Source organism: Streptomyces davaonensis JCM 4913, from assembly GCF_000349325.1.
GTDB lineage: Bacteria > Actinomycetota > Actinomycetes > Streptomycetales > Streptomycetaceae > Streptomyces > Streptomyces davaonensis.
In genome coordinates, this window is record NC_020504.1 from 4,692,540 (window position 1) to 4,706,523 (window position 13,984).

13 protein-coding genes are annotated in these 13,984 nt (G+C 72.9%); 7 read left to right on the forward strand and 6 right to left on the reverse strand.

Annotated elements, in window-relative coordinates:
- Positions 1-34 precede the first annotated feature (34 nt).
- Complete coding sequence (locus BN159_RS20590; protein ID WP_086016445.1) at positions 35-883, reverse strand: sigma-70 family RNA polymerase sigma factor; 849 nt, start codon at positions 881-883, stop codon at positions 35-37.
- A gap of 88 nt (positions 884-971) precedes the next feature.
- Here BN159_RS20590 and BN159_RS20595 point away from each other — a divergent pair, with 88 nt between their 5' ends.
- Positions 972-1,748, forward strand: coding sequence for an SDR family oxidoreductase (locus tag BN159_RS20595; protein ID WP_015658923.1), 777 nt, complete (start codon positions 972-974; stop codon positions 1,746-1,748).
- Between the two features lie 10 nt (positions 1,749-1,758).
- Here the strand turns inward: BN159_RS20595 and BN159_RS20600 are convergent, their stop codons facing one another.
- Together BN159_RS20600 and BN159_RS20605 are read right to left on the reverse strand one after the other, a co-directional pair.
- On the reverse strand, positions 1,759-2,445 hold the full coding sequence (locus tag BN159_RS20600) for a response regulator (RefSeq protein ID WP_015658924.1): 687 nt from the start codon (positions 2,443-2,445) through the stop codon (positions 1,759-1,761).
- A complete protein-coding gene (locus tag BN159_RS20605; RefSeq protein WP_041819592.1) occupies positions 2,442-3,701 on the reverse strand; it encodes a sensor histidine kinase in 1,260 nt (419 codons plus the stop codon). Before BN159_RS20605 ends, BN159_RS20600 begins: the two co-directional genes overlap by 4 nt.
- 211 nt (positions 3,702-3,912) lie before the next feature.
- On the opposite strand from BN159_RS20605, the gene BN159_RS20610 reads away from it, so the two are divergent.
- Both BN159_RS20610 and BN159_RS20615 read left to right on the forward strand, forming a co-directional pair.
- Positions 3,913-4,629 carry an ABC transporter ATP-binding protein gene (locus BN159_RS20610; protein ID WP_015658926.1) on the forward strand — a complete coding sequence of 239 codons (717 nt, stop codon included), beginning with the start codon at positions 3,913-3,915 and terminating at the stop codon, positions 4,627-4,629.
- Positions 4,626-7,019, forward strand: coding sequence for an ABC transporter permease (locus BN159_RS20615; protein ID WP_015658927.1), 2,394 nt, complete (start codon positions 4,626-4,628; stop codon positions 7,017-7,019). The genes BN159_RS20610 and BN159_RS20615 overlap by 4 nt, the downstream gene beginning before the upstream one ends.
- 59 nt (positions 7,020-7,078) lie before the next feature.
- Here BN159_RS20615 and BN159_RS20620 read toward each other — a convergent pair whose 3' ends face one another.
- Positions 7,079-8,362 carry an adenylosuccinate synthase gene (locus BN159_RS20620; protein ID WP_015658928.1) on the reverse strand — a complete coding sequence of 428 codons (1,284 nt, stop codon included), beginning with the start codon at positions 8,360-8,362 and terminating at the stop codon, positions 7,079-7,081.
- A 186-nt stretch (positions 8,363-8,548) separates the two neighbouring features.
- Between BN159_RS20620 and BN159_RS20625 the strand changes: the two genes are divergently transcribed.
- Positions 8,549-9,394, forward strand: coding sequence for a diacylglycerol kinase family protein (locus BN159_RS20625; RefSeq protein WP_015658929.1), 846 nt, complete (start codon positions 8,549-8,551; stop codon positions 9,392-9,394).
- On the opposite strand, the gene BN159_RS20630 is transcribed toward BN159_RS20625, so the two are convergent.
- On the reverse strand, positions 9,395-9,916 hold the full coding sequence (locus BN159_RS20630) for a GbsR/MarR family transcriptional regulator (protein WP_015658930.1): 522 nt from the start codon (positions 9,914-9,916) through the stop codon (positions 9,395-9,397).
- Positions 9,917-9,989: 73 nt separating this feature from the next.
- Between BN159_RS20630 and BN159_RS20635 the strand changes: the two genes are divergently transcribed.
- The 3 genes from BN159_RS20635 to BN159_RS20645 all read left to right on the forward strand — a co-directional run bounded on the left by BN159_RS20635 (position 9,990) and on the right by BN159_RS20645 (position 12,731).
- The gene (locus tag BN159_RS20635; RefSeq protein WP_015658931.1) at positions 9,990-10,880 is read left to right on the forward strand and encodes an ABC transporter ATP-binding protein; all 891 of its coding nucleotides are present in this window, start codon (positions 9,990-9,992) and stop codon (positions 10,878-10,880) included.
- On the forward strand, positions 10,877-12,457 hold the full coding sequence (locus BN159_RS20640) for an ABC transporter permease (protein WP_015658932.1): 1,581 nt from the start codon (positions 10,877-10,879) through the stop codon (positions 12,455-12,457). Before BN159_RS20635 ends, BN159_RS20640 begins: the two co-directional genes overlap by 4 nt.
- A 61-nt stretch (positions 12,458-12,518) precedes the next feature.
- Entirely contained in the window at positions 12,519-12,731 is a 213-nt protein-coding gene (locus tag BN159_RS20645) for a hypothetical protein (protein WP_015658933.1), read from the forward strand.
- Here BN159_RS20645 and BN159_RS20650 read toward each other — a convergent pair.
- The gene (locus tag BN159_RS20650; RefSeq protein ID WP_015658934.1) at positions 12,715-13,917 is read right to left on the reverse strand and encodes a cytochrome P450; all 1,203 of its coding nucleotides are present in this window, start codon (positions 13,915-13,917) and stop codon (positions 12,715-12,717) included. The two genes, BN159_RS20645 and BN159_RS20650, sit on opposite strands and share 17 nt — an antisense overlap.
- Between the last annotated feature and the right edge of the window lie 67 nt (positions 13,918-13,984).

The window sequence follows — 13,984 nt, forward strand, 5'->3', positions numbered from 1 at the left end:
GGCAACAAGGCCCGTTTCGGGCAGACTTCAACCGCTACGGAACAGCCAACTCCAGTTCCGCCAGCCGCGCACGCTCCCCGATGATGTCGACGGCGGTGATCAGGTCCGCGTCGAAGCTGAACCGGAGCACCGCGCGCAGCCGTCCCGCCTCGCCGAACGCGATGCCGACCCGGCCGTCGACCAGGACGAGCGCCGAGTGCGCGGCGCGGGTCGCGGAGGCCAGCGCGGCCTGGGCGACCGTACGGGCGCCGCCGAGGAAGACCGGTTCCGGAGTCGGCACGACCGCCGGGTCGGCGTGCAGGACGACGTCGGGGTGGAGCAGGGCCAGCAGGGCGTCGAAGTCACCGGCACGGGTGGCGGCCAGATAGGCGCCGACCGCCTCCCGGCGGCGCTGGAGGTCGGCGTCGGGGGCGGCCGGGGCGCCCTTGATCCGGCGGCGGGCCCGGCTGGCGAGCTGGCGGGCGGCGACCGGGGACTTCTCCAGCAGCAGCCCGATCTCGTCGAACGGCACCTGGAACATGTCGTGCAGCACGAACGTCAGCCGCTCGGCGGGCGCGAGGGTGTCGAGGACGATCAGCAGGGCGACGCCGACCGAGTCGGCGAGCAGCGCCTCCTCCTCCGGGTCGACGTCGGCGACGGGCGTCCGCTCCACCGCGTCCAGCGCCTCCTCGCGGCGGGTCTCGCGGGCCCGGAGCTGGTTCAGGCAGACGCGGGCCACGACCGTGGTGAGCCAGCCGCCGGGGTTGTGCACCTCGGAGGTGTCCGCGCGGTCCACCCGCAGCCAGGCGTCCTGCACCGCGTCGTCGGCCTCGCTGACCGAGCCGAGCATCCGGTACGCCACCGCCCGCAGCCGGGCCCGGTGCTCCTCGAACTGCCGGGTCATGGGATCGGGTTCGGGCACCGTGTCACGTTCCTTCCGGTCGGCGGGTCAGCTCAGTAGACCACCCGATACGACACCGACGGAGCACACCATGACCACGCAGCACACCCCCGTCCTCGTCACCGGCGGCACCGGAACGCTCGGCAGGCTCGTCGTCCCGCTGCTGCGCGCCGCGGGCCACGAGGTGCGGGTCCTGAGCCGGCACCCGCACGAGCGCGCGGACGGCGTCGAGTACGTGGCCTGCGACCTGCTGAAGGAGACTCCCGACGCGGCCATGACCGGAGTCCGTACCGTGCTGCACCTGGCGGGCGGGCAGAAGGGCGACGACATCGGCACCGGCAACCTGGTGCGGGCGGCACAGGCGGCGGGCGTCCGGCACCTGGTGTACATCTCGGTGATCGGCGCCGACACCGTGCCGCTGGCCTGGCTGCGGACCAAGCTGGAGTCGGAGCGGATCATCGCCGGGTCGGGCATCGGCTGGACCACCCTGCGGGCGGCGCAGTTCAACGACCTGGTGCTGACGATGGTCGAGAAGATGACCAGGCTGCCCGTCGTGCCCGTCCCCGGAGGTCTGCGCATGCAGCCCGTCGACGCGGGCGAGGTCGCGGACCGCCTGGTCGCACTGGCCCTCGGCGCGCCCGCGGGCCGCGTCCCCGACCTCGCGGGCCCGAAGGTCTACGGCATCGGCGACCTGCTCCGCGGCCATCTCGCCGCGCAGGGCAGGCGCCGCCCCACCCTCCCCGTCCGCATCCCCGGCAAGGCGGGCCGCGCCTACCGGGCGGGCGCCAACCTGACCCTGGCGGGAGCCGACAAGGGCACGCGGACGTGGGAGGAGTTCCTGGCCGAGCGGGCGAAGGCCGCCGCATAGGCGGGGAGCCTCACCGGTCGCCCGCCCCCGGCGTGATCAGACCCGTCTCGTACGCCACGACCACGGCCTGGGCGCGGTCGCGGAGGCGGAGTTTGGACAGGATCCGGGCCACGTGGGTCTTCACGGTGGCCTCGCTCAGGGTGAAGCGCTCGGCGAGTTCGGCGTTGCTCAGGCCCGTGCCGACGGCCTGGAGAACCTCCACCTCACGCGGGGTGAGCACGGACAGGTCTCGGTGGAGGGCGGCGGTGCGGGTGTCCTGGGAGACGAACCGCTCGACCAGGCGCCGGGTGATGGCCGGGGCGAGCAGCGCGTCGCCGGAGCGGGCCAGGCGGACGGCGGCGACCAGGTGCTCGGGCGTGACGTCCTTGAGCAGGAAGCCGCTGGCGCCGGCGGTGAGGGCCGCGTAGACGTAACGGTCCAGGTCGTAGGTGGTCAGGATCAGGACCCGCGGGGGCGGATCGGGGACGACCCCGCCGGAGAGGATGCGGCGGGTGGCCTCCAGGCCGTCCAGGCCCGGCATCCGTACGTCCATCAGCACCAGGTCGGGGCGGGTGCGCCGGACCGCCTCCAGCGCCTGCTCACCGTCGGCCGCCTCCGCCACGACGTCGATGCCGTCGGCGGACAGGATCAGGGAGAACCCGGTACGGACCAACGCCTGATCGTCGGCGATCACGACTCTGGGGGTGGGGCCGGTCACGACGCCTCCGCCGGAATCGTCGCGCGGACCCGGAACCCGCCCGTAGGCCTGGTCCCCGTCTCCAACGTGCCGCCGTACACCGCGAGTCGTTCCCGCAGGCCCGTCAGACCCCGACCGCCCCCGGGTCCGGCCGGGGCCGATGCCGTTCCGCCGGTGTCGGTCACCTCCACGCGCACCGCGTCCCCTGCGTGCTCGACGACGATGCGGACCCGGGCGCCGCCCGCGTGCCGGACGACGTTGGTCAGGGCCTCCTGCACCACCCGGTACGCGGCCAGGTCGGCGCCCGGGGCGAGGGCCGCCGGAGCGCCGGTGACGGTCAGCTCGACGGGGACGCCGGTCGCGCGGACCCGGTCGGTGAGGGCGGTGAGCTGGGCCAGCCCCGGCTGGGGTGCGAGGTCCGGGTCCGTGCCGTTGCCGTCGTCCATGGTCAACAGACCCATCACATGGCGGAGTTCGGCCATCGCCGTACGCCCGCCCGCCTCCACGGCCAACAGCGCCTCGCGGGCCCGGTCGGGGGCGGCTTCCATGACTTTACGGGCCGCGCCCGCCTGGATCACCATCACGCTCACATTGTGGGTGACGACGTCGTGCAACTCCCGTGCGATCCGGGCCCGTTCGAGCTCCACCGCGAGCCGGGTCGCCGCCGCCTGCTGGTCCTGGAGGTCATGGACGCGCTGCTGCCAGGTGTGGATGGCGTTCGCCGCGAGCCCCACCCCGAGCAGTACCAGGAACGGCACGAAACCGGGGGTGATCGGCAGATAGTCCTCGTGGAACACCGCCAGCAGCACCGCGCCGAAGAGCAGCGACGCCAGCGTGGGCAGCCGGTGCGGACTGTGCACGGCGGCGCTGTACGCGGCGACCGCACAGGACAGGAACGGGTACACCACCGGGTCGTGCATCCCGGAGCGCGCATGGAACAGCAGGCCCAGCACCAGCACCGCCCAGAACGCGGCGAGCGGAAACCGGCGCCGCGCGATCAGGGGAGCGGCGGTCAGCACGGCCAGGAAGAGGACCCCGGTGGCGGGCGCCATGTCGTCCGGCGGGGGCGGGCCGACCGGCGGTGGCTCCACGATGCTGAACGGCGGTACGACCACCGCCTTGTCCGGGCCGCGGACGCCGCCCGCCGTGCACACGGCCAGCACCAGGGCGAGCACCGCGTCGGCCGTCCACATCCACCGGGACGGCCGGGGCGGTGGTCCCGGACGCCGCAGTGCCGCGAGCCGCGCCCGCCATCGCTGTGTCCCCGCCCCGTTCATGGGCCCAGTCTGGCAAGCGCCCGGCGCCCCTCACATCCCCCGCACCGCCGAGCCGCCGTACATCCCCCGCGTACATCCAGGGGATGACGTGCCCGCGGTGTCCGCCCGGCACGGCAGCCGCGCTCGCCGTCGCGGGCGACGACCCGGACCCGGGCGCGCCCCTAGCGTCCAGCCGAACCGTCCGACCGTCCGACCTCGGCTGGGAGACCCCATGACCACGACCGCCACCGCACCACCCCTCATCGACATCCGCGACGTGAGCCGGACGTACGGCGAAGGACCGCCCGCGCTCGACGGGGTCGGGCTGAGCGTGCGGCCCGGGGAGGCGGTGGCCGTCCTCGGGCCGTCGGGCAGCGGCAAGTCGACGTTGCTCAACCTGATCGCGGGGCTGGACCGGCCGGACACCGGCACCGTCACCGTGGACGGGCTGCGGGTGGACGAGCTGGGCGAGGCGGCGTCCGCGAAGTACCGGCGGGCGCGGATCGGGATGGTCTTCCAGTTCTTCAACCTCCTCGACGACCTCACCGTCACCGACAACGTGCTGCTCCCCGCCCAGCTGGCCGGGGTCCCCCGCGCCGAGGCCCACCGGCGCGCCGCGGAGCTGCTGGCCCACCTCGGCATCGAACGGCACGCCGCCGCCCACCCCGGCCGGCTGTCCGGCGGAGAACGCCAGCGGGTCGCCGTCGCCCGCGCCCTGATGAACCGTCCGGCCTTGCTGCTGGCCGACGAGCCGACCGGCGCACTGGACTCCGCCGCCGGTGCGGACGTACGGGAGCTGCTGACCGCGCTCAACGCGGACGGGCAGACGATCGTGCTGGTCACCCATGATCCGGTGCTCGCCTCGTCCTGTACGCACCGCACGGTCGAGCTGGTCGACGGCCGGATCGTGCGGGACACCGCGCGGGGCTCGGCGGCGGTGCTGCGGTGAGCGCGCTGGGCAGAGTGGTGCGGGCCGGGCTCGGGCAGCGCCGGCTCCAGACCACGGTGATGATCCTGACCACGCTGATCGCGGTGACCGCGTCCGTGGTCGCCGCCGGGGTGCTCGTCGCGTCCCGGGCGCCCTTCGACCACGCCATGGCGGAGCGGGCCGGGGCCCATCTGACCGCGTGGTTCGACGGAAGCAAGGCCACGTCCGAGCAACTGGCGGCCACCGCGCGGGCGTCCGGGGTGACGGAGGCGGCCGGGCCGTTCCGGACCCTGTCGCTGGCACCGCGTACCGCGTCCGCGTCCGAAGGGCTGCCGTCCGGGGTGTCCCTGCCCGAACGGACCGTCGTCGGGCGGGCGAAGCCGGGCGGGTCCGTCGACCGGCTGGACGTGGTCTCCGGCAGGTGGGCGACCCGGCCCGGCGAGATCGTGCTGGCCGACGGCGAGGACGCGCTCCAGCCGGGCACCCGTCTCGACCTCCCCGATCTGCCGGGCTCCCCGACGCTGACCGTCGTCGGCCTGGCCCGCTCGGTCACCGGCACCGCGGACGCGTGGGTGACCCCGGCCCAGGCGTCGGCGCTCGCCACGAAGGACAACAGCGCCGGGTACGAGATGCTCTACCGCCTGCGTGAGTCCGGTACGAAGGCGCAGGTGGCGGCGGGCCAGGCGGCGATCGAGGCCGCCGCGCCGCGGGGCGCGCTCACCGGAGCCCGCTCCCACCTGGCCGTCCGGCAGGAACAGCTCGCCAACGCGCTGGCGTTCGTGCCGTTCGTGGCGGCCTTCGGGGTGCTGGGCCTCGCCATGTCGGTGCTGATCATCGGCATCATCGTCAGCGGCACGGTCGGCTCCGCGACCCACCGCATCGGCGTCCTGAAGTCCCTCGGCTTCACCCCGGCCCAGGTGGTCCGCGCCTACGTCGCCCAGGCCCTGCTCCCCGCCGGCATCGGCGCCGCCCTCGGAGTGGCCCTCGGCAACGTGTTCGCGGGCCCGGTCCTGGGCGGCGTCGAGGACGTCTACAACGGCGCCCCGGCGGCGGTCCCCTGGTGGGTAGACGTCACGGCCCCCGCGACGGCCCTGGCCCTGGTCACCCTCGCGGCTCTGGCCCCGGCCCTGCGCGCAGGCCGCCTGCGCACCGTGGAGGCCATCACAGCGGGCCGCACCCCGAACCCCGGCCGAGGCCGGCTCACCCACCGCCTGACCCACCGCCTGACCACCCGCCTGCCCCGCACCGTCGGCCTGGGCCTCGCCCGCCCCTTCGTGCGCCCCGGCCGTTCGATGACGACCGCCGCCGCCGTCGCCCTCGCCACCCTCACGGTGACCTTCGCGGTGGGGCTGGCCCTGACCCTCGGCGCCGTGCAGTCGGAGCGGATGCTGGACTCCGCCGCGCCGGTCGTCGTGGAGACCGGCCGGGGGCAAGGAGGGCCGGGTGGTGCCGTGGCCGTGCCCGCTCCGGGCCAGGAGCCGCAGCAGCCGGCCGATCCGGCGGACGTGGTCGCCGCCCTCGACGGCGAGGAGTCGACCCGCCGCTACTACGGCACCGCCCACGCCGAGGTGAACGCGGCCGGGATCACCGGCCGGACCGCGGTGACCGCCTACGACGGCGACGCGTCCTGGGGCGCCCCGCCGATGGTCTCGGGCGAGTGGCTCGGCGGACCCGGCGAGGCCGTGGTCACGGAGCGGTTCCTCGACGCCGCCGGGCTCCGGGTCGGCGACACCGTGACGCTGACCGAGAAGGGCCGCAGCACGACCGTACGCATCGTGGGCGAGGCGTTCTTCACCGAGGACGACGGCATGACCCTGCTGACCCGGACCGCCACCCTCACCGCCCTCGGCCTCGACACGGCCCCGGCGAGCTTCCACGTACAGCCCGACTCCGGCACCGCCGCCTCGGCCTACGTCACGGCACTGAACAAGGCCCTCGACGGCACCGGCGCCGTCGCCCACACGAACACGGACAACTCCTCCAGCGTCATCGCCGCCATGGACGCCCTGATCGCCATGCTCACCCTGCTGCTGGTCGCGGTCGCGGGCCTGGGGGTGCTGAACACCGTCGTCCTGGACACCCGGGACCGGATCCACGATCTGGGGATCTTCAAGGCCCTCGGCATGACTCCCCGGCAGACCGTCACCCTGGTCCTCACCTCCGTCGCCGTCATCGGCCTGCTCGCCGGAGCCGTCGGCGTCCCGGCCGGAGTGGCCCTGCACCACTACGTCACCCCGCTCATGGGCGACGCCGTGGGCATGCATCTGCCCGGCGAGCACATCGGCGTCTACACCCCGCCCGCCCTGGCCCTGCTCGCCCTGGGCGGCCTGCTGATCGCCCTGGCCGGCGCCCTCCTCCCGGCAGGCTGGGCCGCCCGCACGGACACGGCCCGAGCCCTGCGCACGGAGTAAGGCAGAAACGGAAGAGGGGCGCCCCGGTGGGACGCCCCTCTTCATCACGCAGCGGACGCTCAGATGAACGAGTTGATCTCGATCGTCTCGTCCCGGCCCGGACCCACGCCGATCGCGGAGATCGGGGCGCCGGACATCTCCTCCAGCGCCTTCACGTACGCCTGGGCGTTCTTCGGCAGGTCGGAGAACGACTTCGCCTTCGAGATGTCCTCGGACCAGCCCGGCAGCATCTCGTAGACCGGCTTCGCGTGGTGGAAGTCCGTCTGCGAGTACGGCAGCTCCTCGACCCGCTTGCCGTCGATCTCGTACGCGACGCAGACCGGGATCTGGTCCCAGCCGGTGAGCACGTCGAGCTTGGTCAGGAAGAAGTCGGTCAGACCGTTGACGCGGGTCGCGTACCGGGCGATGACCGCGTCGAACCAGCCGCAGCGACGGTCACGGCCGGTGGTGACGCCCCGCTCGCCACCGATGCGGCGCAGCGCCTCGCCGTCCTCGTCGAACAGCTCGGTCGGGAACGGGCCCGAGCCGACGCGGGTCGTGTAGGCCTTGAGGATGCCGATGACCCGGTTGATCTTCGTCGGGCCCACGCCCGCGCCCGTGCAGGCGCCGCCCGCGGTCGGGTTGGACGAGGTGACGAACGGATACGTGCCGTGGTCGATGTCGAGCAGCGTGCCCTGGCCGCCCTCGAAGAGCACGACCTTGTCGTCCTCCAGGGCCTGGTTCAGGACCAGCACCGTGTCGGCGACGAACGGCTTGATCTGCTCGGCGTAGCCCAGCAGCTCCTCGACCACCTGGTCGACGGCGATCGCGCGCCGGTTGTAGAGCTTGGTCAGCAGCTGGTTCTTGACGTCGAGCGCCGCCTCCACCTTCTGCTGGAGGATCGACTCGTCGTAGAGGTCCTGCACCCGGATGCCGACGCGGTTGATCTTGTCCGCGTAGGTCGGCCCGATGCCGCGCCCGGTCGTGCCGATCTTCCGCTTACCGAGGAAGCGTTCCGTCACCTTGTCGACGGTGACGTTGTACGGCGTGATGACGTGCGCGTTTCCGCTGATGAGGAGCTTGGACGTGTCGACGCCGCGCTCGTTGAGCCCGCTCAGCTCGGAGAGCAGGACCGACGGGTCGACGACGACGCCGTTGCCGATGACCGGGGTGCACCCCGGGGACAGGATTCCGGAAGGGAGAAGGTGCAGGGCGTACTTCTGATCGCCCACGACCACCGTGTGACCGGCGTTGTTGCCGCCCTGGTAGCGCACCACATAATCGACCGAGCCACCGAGCAGGTCGGTCGCCTTTCCCTTGCCTTCGTCACCCCACTGAGCACCGAGCAGCACAAGTGCGGGCACGCGCGTACACCCCTTCCGGGCGGGGCATGTCCAAGGTCAGGGGTGTACGCCGCACGTGTGCGGGTGATACACCGGCGACCTTCGTTGGCCGCAAACCGTCGGACCGGATGCCCCGGAATAGACGAAGCCCCTGGCGCAATAGCGCAAGGGGCTCTTGCACAAAGATGCTACCCGAGGAAGCGAGGCATGGCCGAGGTGGCGACTTCCGCGACGTCCGAACAGCTGCTGGTGGTCATCGACCCGGTCGCCCGGCATTTGGACGGGGAGTCCGTACGGATCGCAAAAGACGTGCTCAGCGCGGGTGCCGCCACCAAGGTGTGCCTGCCGGAGGGGCCCGAGGAATTCGCCCGCGCGCTCGCCCGAAGGGGTTCGCGGCGGCCGGTGGTGGTCGGCGACGACCGGGCGCTGGTGCGCGCGGTGTCCCTGCTGCACCGGCAGCGGGAGCTGGCCGGATGTGCGCTGTCGGTGGTCCCGGTGGGCGCCGTGCTATCGCTGGCCGGGGCGCTGGGGGTGCCCACCGGCGCGGTGGCGGCGGCGCGCGCCGTGCTGGACGGGGTCGAGCGCCGCGTGGACGTGCTCGTCGACGACAGTGACGGGGTGGTGCTGGGGACGCTGCGCATCCCTGCGGTGCCGCCCGCGCCGGGGAGCGCAGAGGCCGTGGACGGGCGGCCCTGGCGGCGGACGTACCACTCCCTGGTACGGACGCTGGCGCCGGCGCGTCCGGCTCCGGCGCCCTCGGGGGCCGGGCTCGCGCGGCTGCGGGTCGAGGTCGACGGGCTGACCCTGGTGGACCTGGACCAGCCGGTGGAGGGCGTCTCTGTCACCCCGCACGGCTCCGGTACGGCGTCGGTGGAGGTCCGCCCGGCCTCGACAGGCGCGGAGGCGGCACCCCTGCTGGCGCGGGGCCGCCGGGTGACGGTGTCGGGGGCGGACTTCCGCTACCGCGCAGATGCCCTGGAGGCGGGGCCGGTACGGAGGCGGACCTGGACGGTGTGGGAGGGGGCGCTGGGGTTGGTCGTACCGGGGAAGTAGCTACTTGCCGGGCTCGGGCCCGAACCGCTCGTCCCGGTGTACCCGCCACCGCTCCATCATCGCCGCGATCTCGCCCTCGATGAACTCGAAGAAGGCCAGCGTCTCGGCCATCCGGCGGCCCGCCGGGCTGTCCGCGCCGAGGCTGACCACGCCCTCCCGCAGCGCGCCCTCCCACCGCTTGATGACGGCCTCGCGGTTGGTGAGGGCCTCGTACCACTGGTCCCCGTGCACCCGGTAGCGCTCGCGCCGTGAGCCGGGCTCGCGCTCGCGGGAGACCATGTGGGTCTGGGCCAGGTAGCGCACCGCGCCGGACACCGCGGCCGGGCTGATCCGCAACTGTTCGCCCAGTTCGGCGGAGGTCAGCGAGCCTTCGTCGGAGGCGAGCAGCGCGGCGAAGACCCGGGCCGCCATGCGCTGCATCCCGGCCTCGACGAGCTGCGCCGCGAAGGACTCGACGAACCTCGACACGGCCTCGGTGTCCCGACCGTCCCGCCCCGCCGCCTCGGCCGCTGCTTCCGTCATGCGCACATCCTATCGGCGATTCACACGCTTCCTTAACTTCACAAAATTCTGAAAGAAGCGTACGTTCAGAACCATGACGAAGGCAATCACCGTCTCCGGACTGCACAAGCGGTTCGGGAGCACGCACGCGCTCGACGGCCTCGACCTGGAGGTGGAGACCGGCGAGGTGCACGGTTTCCTCGGCCCGAACGGCTCCGGGAAGTCCACCACCATCCGCGTCCTGCTGGGCCTGCTGCGCGCCGACTCCGGCGCCGCGCAGATCCTCGGCCTCGACCCCTGGGCGGACGCGGTGGAGGCACACCGGCGGATCGCCTACGTCCCCGGCGACGTCACCCTGTGGCGCAACCTCTCCGGCGGCGAGGTCATCGACCTGTACGGCCGACTGCGCGGCGGACTGGACAAGGCGCGGCGGGCCGAGCTGACCGAGCGCTTCGAGCTGGACCCGACCAAGAAGGGCCGCACCTACTCCAAGGGCAACCGGCAGAAGGTGGCCCTGGTGGCGGCCTTCGCCTCGGACGTGGATCTGCTGATCCTGGACGAGCCGACGTCGGGCCTGGACCCGCTGATGGAGGAGGTCTTCCAGCGCTGTGTGGAGGAGGCCCGGGAACAGGGCCGGACGATCCTGCTCTCCTCGCACATCCTCAGCGAGGTGGAGCAGCTCTGCGACCGGGTGAGCATCATCCGCCAGGGCCGTACGGTCGAGACCGGGTCCCTGGCCGATCTGCGGCACCTCACCCGGACCAGCGTCGCGGCCGAACTCGCGGGTCCGCCCAACGGGTTGGCGCACCTGCCCGGCGTGCACGATCTCGACATCCAGGGCCGCCGCGTCCGGCTCCAGGTCGACACGGACAAGCTGGACGCCGTACTGAAGTCGTTCGCGGAGTCCGGGGTCCGCTCGCTGACCTCCACTCCGCCCACGCTGGAGGAGCTGTTCCTGCGGCACTACCAGGAGGCGGACCGATGACCACGGCCACCGCCGAACTGGCGGGCACCGGAACGCTGTTGCGGTTCGCCCTGCGCCGGGACCGGCTGATGATCCCGGTCTGGGTGGCGGTGAACACCCTGATGATCCTCTCGATGCCGGGCACGCTGGAGGGCCTGTACTCAACCGACGCGGACCGCGCGAAACTCGTGGCGGACACGGCCTCCAACGCCTCCTTCCGCGCCCTGATCGGCCCGGTCTTCGACGACTCGATCGGCGCGCTGACGGCCTGGCGGGTCGGCGTGTACGCGGGCGCCCTCGCGGCCGTGGTCAGCCTGCTGGTCGTCGTACGGCACACGCGGGACGAGGAGGAGAGCGGGCGGCAGGAGCTGGTGGCGTCCGGGATGGTGGGCCGCCGCGCCTCCCTGACGGCGTCCCTGCTGGCGGCGGGCGTGGCGAACGCCGTGCTCGCGCTCCTGGTCACGGTCGGCCTCTTCGGCCAGGGCGCCGCCGGGGCGCTGGCCTTCGGTCTCGGCCTCGCCGGGGTCGGCATGGTCTTCGCGACGATGGCGGCGATCGTCGCGCAGTTCACGGAGAGCGCGCGGCTGGCCCGGGGTCTGACGGCGGGCCTGCTCGGCGCGGCCTTCGTCCTGCGCGCGGCGGGCGACTCGGCATCGGACGACGGCTCATCGGCACTGACCTGGGCCTCACCGCTGGGCTGGCTGTCGAATGTCCGGTCCTTCGCGAACGAACGCTGGTGGGTCCTGCTCCTGTTCGTGGCGGCGACGGCGGCCCAGGCGGCGCTCGCCTACGCCCTCGCGGGCCGCCGGGACGTCGGCATGAGCTTCTTCCCGTCCCGCCCGGGCCCCGCCGAGGGCCGCCTCGCCACCACCACCGCCCTCGCCTGGCGGCTCCAACGGGGCGGCGTCCTCGGCTGGAGCATCGGCTTCTTCCTCGCCGGGGTCGTCTACGGCGGCCTGACGGACGGCGTGACGGACCTGGTCGGCGACAACGAGAACGCCCGCGAGATCTTCGAACGCATGGGCGGCCAGAGCGGCCTGACGGACGCGTTCCTCGCCTCGATGATCGGCATGCTGGGCCTGATCGCGTCCCTGTACGTGGTCTCCTCGGTCCTCCGGCTGCACGGCGAGGAGACCTCCATGCGGGCGGAGCCGCTCCTGGCGAACGCGGTGAGCCGCCTGCGCTGGGCCGCCGGCCACCTCCTGATCGCCTTCGCGGGCTCAACCTGGATCATGATCCTGGCCGGCCTGGGCTTCGCCGCGGGCTACGGCAAGCAGATCCCCGAGATCCTTGCCGCCTGCCTGATCCAACTCCCCGCGGTATGGCTGATCGGCGGCATCGCGGTCCTCCTGTACGGCGTCCTCCCCCGAGCCGCGATGGCGGCATGGGCGGTGGCCTCCGCGGTCCTCCTGATCGGCTGGGTGGGCCCGGCCCTGGACGCCCCCCAGGCGGTCCTGGACCTCTCCCCCTTCGCCCACCTCCCGAAGCTGCCGGGCGGGGAGATGGCATGGGGCCCGGTGCTGGCCCTGCTGGCGTCGGCCGCACTGCTCGTCGCCGGAGGACTGGCGGGGTTGCAGCGCCGGGACATGACGACGTAAGGCCGACGGCTCGGAACCTCCGGCGGCCCCGCATGCGTCCGTCCCGGGCATGGGAGAACGCATGCAGGCCGCTGGGGGTTGTCTGGTCGGTGCTCTCGGGGCAGGGGCCGGGCTCGCGCTGTGGGCCGTCGATGTCCGGGGGCGGTTCTGGCGGTTCGAGCAGGCGCCCGACTGGCGGGTGTTGTATGCCGAGCTGCCCTTGGCGGTGCTGGGGGGCACCGCCCTCGCCCTCGGGCTGTGGGCTCTGGTGCGGCGGCTCAGACCGCGACGGTGAGGCCCTCCAGCCCCCGGATCACGAAGTTCGGCTTGCGGTCCGGATCCGCCGCCAGGCTCAGGGCCGGGGCCCGTTCCAGCAGCGCCGTCATCGAGGCCGCCAACTCGATGCGGGCCAGTGGGGCGCCGATGCAGTAGTGGATTCCGGCGCTGAAGGAGATGTGGGGGTTCTCCTGGCGGGTGAGGTCCAGGCGGTCGGGGTTCGCGAACACCTCGGGGTCGTGGTTCGCCGAGCCGAAGAGCATCGCAATCTCGGCGCCGCGCGGGATCGTCGTGCCGTCGATCTCGATCTCGTCCAGGACCCAGCGCTCGAAGAGCTGGAGCGGGGTGTCGTAGCGCATCAGTTCCTCGATCGCGGCCGGGACCAGGGTGTGGTCCGCGCGCAGGGCCGCCAACTGGTCCGGGTTGCGGAACAGGGCGTACCAGCCGTTGACCGTGGAGTTCACCGTCGCCTCGTGCCCCGCGTTCAGCAGGAGCACGCACGTCGAGATCATCTCCTGTTCCGTGAGGCGGTCGCCCTCGTCGTGCGCCGCGATGAGGCCGGAGATCAGGTCCTCCCCCGGCTCCTTGCGGCGCTCGGCGATCAGCTCCCGCAGGTACTCCGAGAACTCGACCGAGGCCCGTACCGCCTTCCGGGCCGTCTCCTCGGGCGGATTCAGCTCGTACATCCCGCAGATGTCCGCCGACCAGGGCCGCAAGGGTGCCCGGTCCGCCTCCGGGATGCCCAGCATCTCGGCGATCACCGCGACCGGCAGCGGCTCGGCGACATCGGTGAGCAGGTCGCCGCCGCCCGCGTCGACCAAGCGGTCCACCAGTTCCCCGGCCAGCCGTGCGACGTACGGCTTGAGCTGCTCGACCGTCCTCGGGGTGAACGCCTTGGAGACCAGGCGCCGGATCCTGGTGTGGTCCGGCGGTTCCAGGTCCAGCATTCCGTGGTCGTTCAGGGTGTGGAACGGCTCGTGCTCCGCGGGAGGGGCCGTCCGCCCGAACTCCTCGTGCGTGAACCGGTGCTGATACGTCCGCCCGAGACGGCGGTCACGCAGCAACGCCGAGACGTCGGCGTGGTGCGGCACCAGCCACTGGTTCGTCGGCTCGAAATAGTGCACACGGCCCTTGGCACGCAGCTCGGCGTAGGCGGGGTAGGGGTCGGCGAGAAACGCCGGGTCCCATGGATCGAAGGCTCCCATGAACGGACGCTAGCCCGGCATCCCCCTGTCTGACCAGGGGTGTCAGATCTTCACCGAACCTCTACGA

What these genes read in the sequence shown, in the direction of transcription:
- BN159_RS20610 (WP_015658926.1), top strand. Translation starts at nt 3,913, where the DNA reads ATGACCACGACCGCCACCGCACCACCCCTCATCGACATCCGCGACGTG.
- BN159_RS20635 (WP_015658931.1), top strand. Translation starts at nt 9,990, where the DNA reads ATGACGAAGGCAATCACCGTCTCCGGACTGCACAAGCGGTTCGGGAGC.
- BN159_RS20645 (WP_015658933.1), top strand. Translation starts at nt 12,519, where the DNA reads ATGCAGGCCGCTGGGGGTTGTCTGGTCGGTGCTCTCGGGGCAGGGGCC.
- BN159_RS20590 (WP_086016445.1), bottom strand. Translation starts at nt 883, where the DNA reads ATGACCCGGCAGTTCGAGGAGCACCGGGCCCGGCTGCGGGCGGTGGCG.
- BN159_RS20630 (WP_015658930.1), bottom strand. Translation starts at nt 9,916, where the DNA reads ATGACGGAAGCAGCGGCCGAGGCGGCGGGGCGGGACGGTCGGGACACC.
- BN159_RS20595 (WP_015658923.1), top strand. Translation starts at nt 972, where the DNA reads ATGACCACGCAGCACACCCCCGTCCTCGTCACCGGCGGCACCGGAACG.
- BN159_RS20650 (WP_015658934.1), bottom strand. Translation starts at nt 13,917, where the DNA reads ATGGGAGCCTTCGATCCATGGGACCCGGCGTTTCTCGCCGACCCCTAC.
- BN159_RS20605 (WP_041819592.1), bottom strand. Translation starts at nt 3,701, where the DNA reads ATGAACGGGGCGGGGACACAGCGATGGCGGGCGCGGCTCGCGGCACTG.
- BN159_RS20640 (WP_015658932.1), top strand. Translation starts at nt 10,877, where the DNA reads ATGACCACGGCCACCGCCGAACTGGCGGGCACCGGAACGCTGTTGCGG.
- BN159_RS20625 (WP_015658929.1), top strand. Translation starts at nt 8,549, where the DNA reads ATGGCCGAGGTGGCGACTTCCGCGACGTCCGAACAGCTGCTGGTGGTC.